Origin of the sequence: Salinibacter sp., assembly GCF_036626415.1 — a bacterium.
GTDB lineage: Bacteria > Bacteroidota > Rhodothermia > Rhodothermales > Salinibacteraceae > Salinibacter.
Window position 1 is genome coordinate 1 of record NZ_JAZKRW010000181.1, and the last position, 4574, is coordinate 4574.

Below are 4574 nucleotides of genomic sequence, written 5' to 3' on the forward strand. Positions count from 1 at the left end.
CTTGAGGAACGTAGGGCAGCGCGTTCTCAGTCAGATCCCAGGACGACTCGTGACGGATCCGCTCGCAAGTGTTCTTCTCGCCGGACTCTGGACCGCGTTCAAAGACTGGTTCTTCAGTCTCGGGGCGCAGTACGGGGTCGATCCGGTCATCTTCGGCAGCATCTCGGTCGGGGCCATTCCCTTCTTCTGGCTGTCGGTGGCGTGGCTCGTCCGCAACCTGCGCCAGGGCCGCTCGCCGTTCCTTCCGGTGGTTGCCACCTCGCTCTGTGTCTTGTCGGCGTACATCTACCTGTTCATCGCCGGCGAGAATCTTCCGTACTGGGTGTATGCCCTCGTGGTCGGGCTCATCGGGTACAGTGCCTACTCGACGGTTCAGACGGTGCGGGAGAAGACGACCGATGCGGAGCCGAGCGACCCGCAGTAGACGGGCTCCCGTCGCGTTCTCCACCGCGTTTCGTTCCTCCAACTCGCCTACACGATGAGCGTTGAGTTCTGGTACATGCTCCCGATTGGCATCGTCATCGCCACCATTGCGATGGCCTCGGGGGTCGGGGGCGCCACGTTCTTTTCCCCACTGTTCATCCTTGGGCTCGGCCTGTCGCCGGAGCTGGCCGTGGGGTCGGGCCTCGTGGTGGAGGTGTTCGGATTCGGAAGCGGGGTGTACGCCTACGTAAAGAAGCAGCTGATTGACTACCGGGTGGGCGGCATGCTGTTGTCGGCCACGGTGCCGGCCGCCATCGCGGGCGTCGTGATCGCCCACTTCGCCGACGCCGACATCCTGAAGGTGATCCTCGGGATGGGGCTCTTCGCCGTCGCGATGAGTTTTCTCCGGGCGCCGGATGAGGAGATGGAGGCGGCGCTCGAAGAGATGGCCGGCGAGGACCCCGAGGCGGCCGAGACCTGCCTCGTGACGGCCGACGACGAGGAGATCTGCTACACGGTCTGCAACAAGACGGAGGGGCGCCTCATTTCCGGGATCGGCGGGCTCTTTCTCGGGATGGTGTCCTCCGGCCTCGGCGAGCTCAACGGGTATTTCCTGCTGCAGCGGTGTCGCGTGCCCAGCAGCGTGTCGGTGGCCACGAGCGTCTTCGTCGTTGCCATCACGGCCTTCATTGCGTCGGTGGGCCACATGATTCAGATCGGGCAGGGCGGGATCACCGGCCTCACGACGATGGGCAACCTGCTGCTTTTCACGGTGCCGGGCGTTGTGGTTGGGGCGCAGCTCGGGCCGATGCTTGCAGAACGGGTGCCGGATCGGGTGATGGAGGTTGGCCTCGGGCTCCTCTTCACCATTACGGCAAGCCTGCTTCTCGTCGAGGCCGGGCTGCACTGACTCCCCGCCGCACTGACTCGATGCCGCACTGGCTCTATGGGCCGGGTGTCTGCGATGCCACGAGCGCCGGAGGGGGCGCGGGGGCTCCGCCGGAGGGTATGGGAGCGGCGTCCCACCACGAGGCCACACCACAGTCTCGGGCCGTCCGCCGAACAGCTTCTCAGAGCGATGAGCGCTGAGTTCTGGTACATGTTTCCCCTCGGGATCGCGATGACGGCGGTTGGGATCGCCTCCGGCGTCGGAGGGGCCACGTTCTACTCTCCGTTGTTTATTTTGGGCCTCGGCCTCCCCCCGCCGCTCGCCATTGGGGCCGGCCTCATCGTAGAGGCCTGCGGGTTTGGCAGTGGGGTCTACGCGTACCTCCGGCGGAGGCTCATCGATCACCGCATCGTGCGGGCGATGCTCGTGGCAACCGTGCCCGCTGCGCTCGCTGGAACCCTCGTCGCGCACTACGTCCGGGCGGACATTCTGAAGAGCGTGCTGGGCATGGGGCTCTTCGCCGTCGCCGCGAGTTTTCTTCGGACCCCCGATGCGGTGTCGGCGGCGCGGCTGAACGACCTGGCCGAAGAGTCGCCGGATGCAGCGGGGACGTGCCTTACGACGGCCCGTGGCGAAGAAATTTGCTACACCGTCTGCAACAAGACGGAGGGGCGTCTCATCTCGGGCCTCGGGGCCTTTTTCATGGGCGCGGCGTCCTCCGGCCTCGGCGAGCTGAATGGGTACTTTCTCTTGCAGCGGTGCCGCGTGCCTGTGAGGGTGTCGGTCGCGACAACGGTGGTCGTTGTGGCGGCCACTGCCCTCGTGGCCTCGATTGGACACATCGTCCAGATCGGACGGCAGGGCCTGCCCAAGCTCGTCACGATGGGCAACCTGCTGCTTTTTACGGTGCCGGGCGTCGTGATTGGGGCCCAACTGGGGCCGATGCTTGCCGACCGTGTGCCGGACCGGGTGATGGAGGTCGGGCTCGGCCTCCTCTTCACCATCACAGGGGGCTTGCTTCTCGTCGAGGCGGGGCTGAATTGACACGGGGGGCGCTCGGCCCGTGCGGCCCGGTGTCGGCGCGCAAGGCCGTTGCGGGGCGCATGATCTGGGGGCTGGGGCAGGGAGGCCCGTCAATCGGCCGCGAGGTCCACGCCCGTCACCTCGAAGCGGGCCCCGCCTTCACGGCCCTCCGCGAGCGAGAGGGACCACCCGTGGGCGTCGGCGATGGTCTTCACGATGCTCAGGCCCAGTCCCGTCCCTTCCTCGTTCGACGAGTAGCCGGCCTTGAGCACCTTCTCGCGTTGTTCTGGGGGGATGCCGGGGCCGTCGTCCTCCACGAAGAACCCGTCGTCGAGGGGCCCCACTCGGAGGGTGACGTCGTCGCCCGCGTGCTCGGTGGCGTTGCGGAAGAGGTTTTCGAGGAGCCGCTGAAGTCGGGTTTCGTCGGCGTAGATGCAGGGGGCGGTGTCCACCACGAGGCGGGCCTGAGGCGTGTCGACCTGCTCCCAGCACGATGCGACCAGGGCGGCGAGGTCGCAGGGCTCCAGGTCCGCCTCGCCGAGGCTCTGCCCCGCCCAGGTGATGGCCAGTAGGTCCTCGATGATTTCGTCCATCCGCGTCAGGGCCCGATCGATGGACGGAAGGTGGCTGAGGTCCTCCGTGTCTTCGACGAGCTCAAGGCGGCCCTTCGCCACGTTGAGGGGATTTCGCAGGTCGTGGGCCACGAGCCCCGCGAAGTTGTCGAGCCGCTCGTTTTGGCGTTCAAGCTGGTCCGTGGCGCGGCGGTGTTCGAGCTCGTAGCTGGCCCAGCGGGTCATCAGCTCCACGAAGGTTCGCTCCCGCTCGGTGAAGGAGGTGGCGCGGGGCTCGGAGGCCGCGAAGCAAAACGTGCCGTAGAGGTCCCCGTCCACCAGGATCTGCGAGCCGATGTAGGTGCCCAGGTCGAATGTCTCGTAGGCCGGGTCGCCCGTCCATCCCGCAGCGGCGGCGTCCTGAATGGCCAGCAGGCTCTCCTCCTGCATCGTCTTCCGACAGTACGACTCGGAAAGGGGACACGACGCGCCGGGCTGGAGCAGCACGTGCTCGCCCGATGCCCAGAGAATGCGCTGCGTATGCTCTGAGATCTCGGTGACGAAGCCGTAGGGGAGCGAGAGGTACTCGCGGCCGAGGTCGATGAGCCGCTGCACCTTGTCCTCGAAGGACGCCGTCTGGTCGGCGGTGATGCGGTACATCGAGCGCAGGGCGTCCTGCTCCTTCCGGAGCGTTTGTTCCCGCTCTTTCTGCTCCGTGACATCGGTGTAGATGGCGAACCCCTCCGGGGTCTCGCCGCTGGAGAAGAGCACCGAGTCGAGCTGGAAGTGACGGGGGCCGTCTTTCGTCGTGCGGACCACCTCGGCCTGCACGCTGCCCGTCTCCACGGCTTTCCGGGTCAGCGCCTCGGCCTGCGTGTGCTGCTCGTCCGAGGCGATGAGCGTGTCCAAGTTCCGGCCAACAACGTCGTCCCTCGATACCCCGAAGATGTCCGCAAAGGCCGCGTTGACCCCCTCAGCGATGGCGTCCCCGTCCTGGACCCTGTAGTGGACCACCGGACTCGGAAGGCCCGAGTACAGGGCCGCCAGGCGGTCGCGCTCACGGCGAAGGGACGCGTCCGGGGGCGCAGGGCGAGGGGCGGTCCGCGCAATGCCGACGACATGTCCTGGCGCGTCGGCATCGGCGGGAAGGGGCCGAACGGTAAGGGTGCAGGGGCGGGGCGCGTCCCCGCGAGGCAGAAGCGTGACCTCGGCCGGGGCGGGCGTGCCCCCGGCACGGGCCGCGGTGAACGCCTCACGGACGACAGCGGTGTCGCTGTCCGCGAAGAGCGCTGGGGGCTGCCGCCCCCGAAGCGCCCGTGCCGAGTCGCCGAGGACCGACTGGAGGGGCTCGTTGCTCCAGACGAGAGCGTTGTTTTCGTCAAGCACGAACACAGGATCGGGGAGGGCCGCCAGCACCGCGTCTGCGAAGCCGGCGGGCGTGTGCATCGGAGCGGCGGTCTCTTCCGGGTCCTCCACCCCGGCGGACCCCCCGGATGAGGGGACGGACGGGTCCTCGTGTGGACGGGCCGCCTGTGGGTTGTGGGTCGGCATTGGGAGGATGCAAGAAAGATGAGAAGGCGATGTCCCGCCAAAAAACTGGCTGTGACAGAAAGAGCGCGCAAAGACTGTACCGAGATTTTGCTACGGCCCGCCCCGTCGAACGATCCGTGCGGACGGGGCGGGCGCCG

At 67.3% G+C, this 4574-nt stretch carries 4 protein-coding genes; 3 read left to right on the plus strand and 1 reads right to left on the minus strand.

Translation table 11 applies throughout. From position 1 onward, the window contains the following. The 3 genes from V5A20_RS13265 to V5A20_RS13275 form a co-directional block, all read left to right on the plus strand. On the plus strand, nt 1-424 hold a 424-nt coding region (locus V5A20_RS13265; RefSeq protein ID WP_332327551.1), incomplete at its 5' end, for a hypothetical protein. Nucleotides 425-478: 54 nt separating this feature from the next. Then, entirely contained in the window at nt 479-1333 is an 855-nt protein-coding gene (locus V5A20_RS13270; RefSeq protein ID WP_332316747.1) for a sulfite exporter TauE/SafE family protein, read from the plus strand. Between the two features lie 168 nt (nt 1334-1501). Continuing rightward, on the plus strand, nt 1502-2356 hold the full coding sequence (locus V5A20_RS13275; protein ID WP_332327552.1) for a sulfite exporter TauE/SafE family protein: 855 nt from the start codon (nt 1502-1504) through the stop codon (nt 2354-2356). An 89-nt stretch (nt 2357-2445) separates the two neighbouring features. Here V5A20_RS13275 and V5A20_RS13280 read toward each other — a convergent pair whose 3' ends face one another. Beyond that, the gene (locus V5A20_RS13280) at nt 2446-4437 is read right to left on the minus strand and encodes a PAS domain-containing sensor histidine kinase (protein ID WP_332327553.1); all 1992 of its coding nucleotides are present in this window, start codon (nt 4435-4437) and stop codon (nt 2446-2448) included. Nucleotides 4438-4574: the final 137 nt, after the last annotated feature.

What these genes read in the sequence shown, in the direction of transcription:
- V5A20_RS13275 (WP_332327552.1), top strand. Translation starts at nt 1,502, where the DNA reads ATGAGCGCTGAGTTCTGGTACATGTTTCCCCTCGGGATCGCGATGACG.
- V5A20_RS13280 (WP_332327553.1), bottom strand. Translation starts at nt 4,437, where the DNA reads ATGCCGACCCACAACCCACAGGCGGCCCGTCCACACGAGGACCCGTCC.
- V5A20_RS13270 (WP_332316747.1), top strand. Translation starts at nt 479, where the DNA reads ATGAGCGTTGAGTTCTGGTACATGCTCCCGATTGGCATCGTCATCGCC.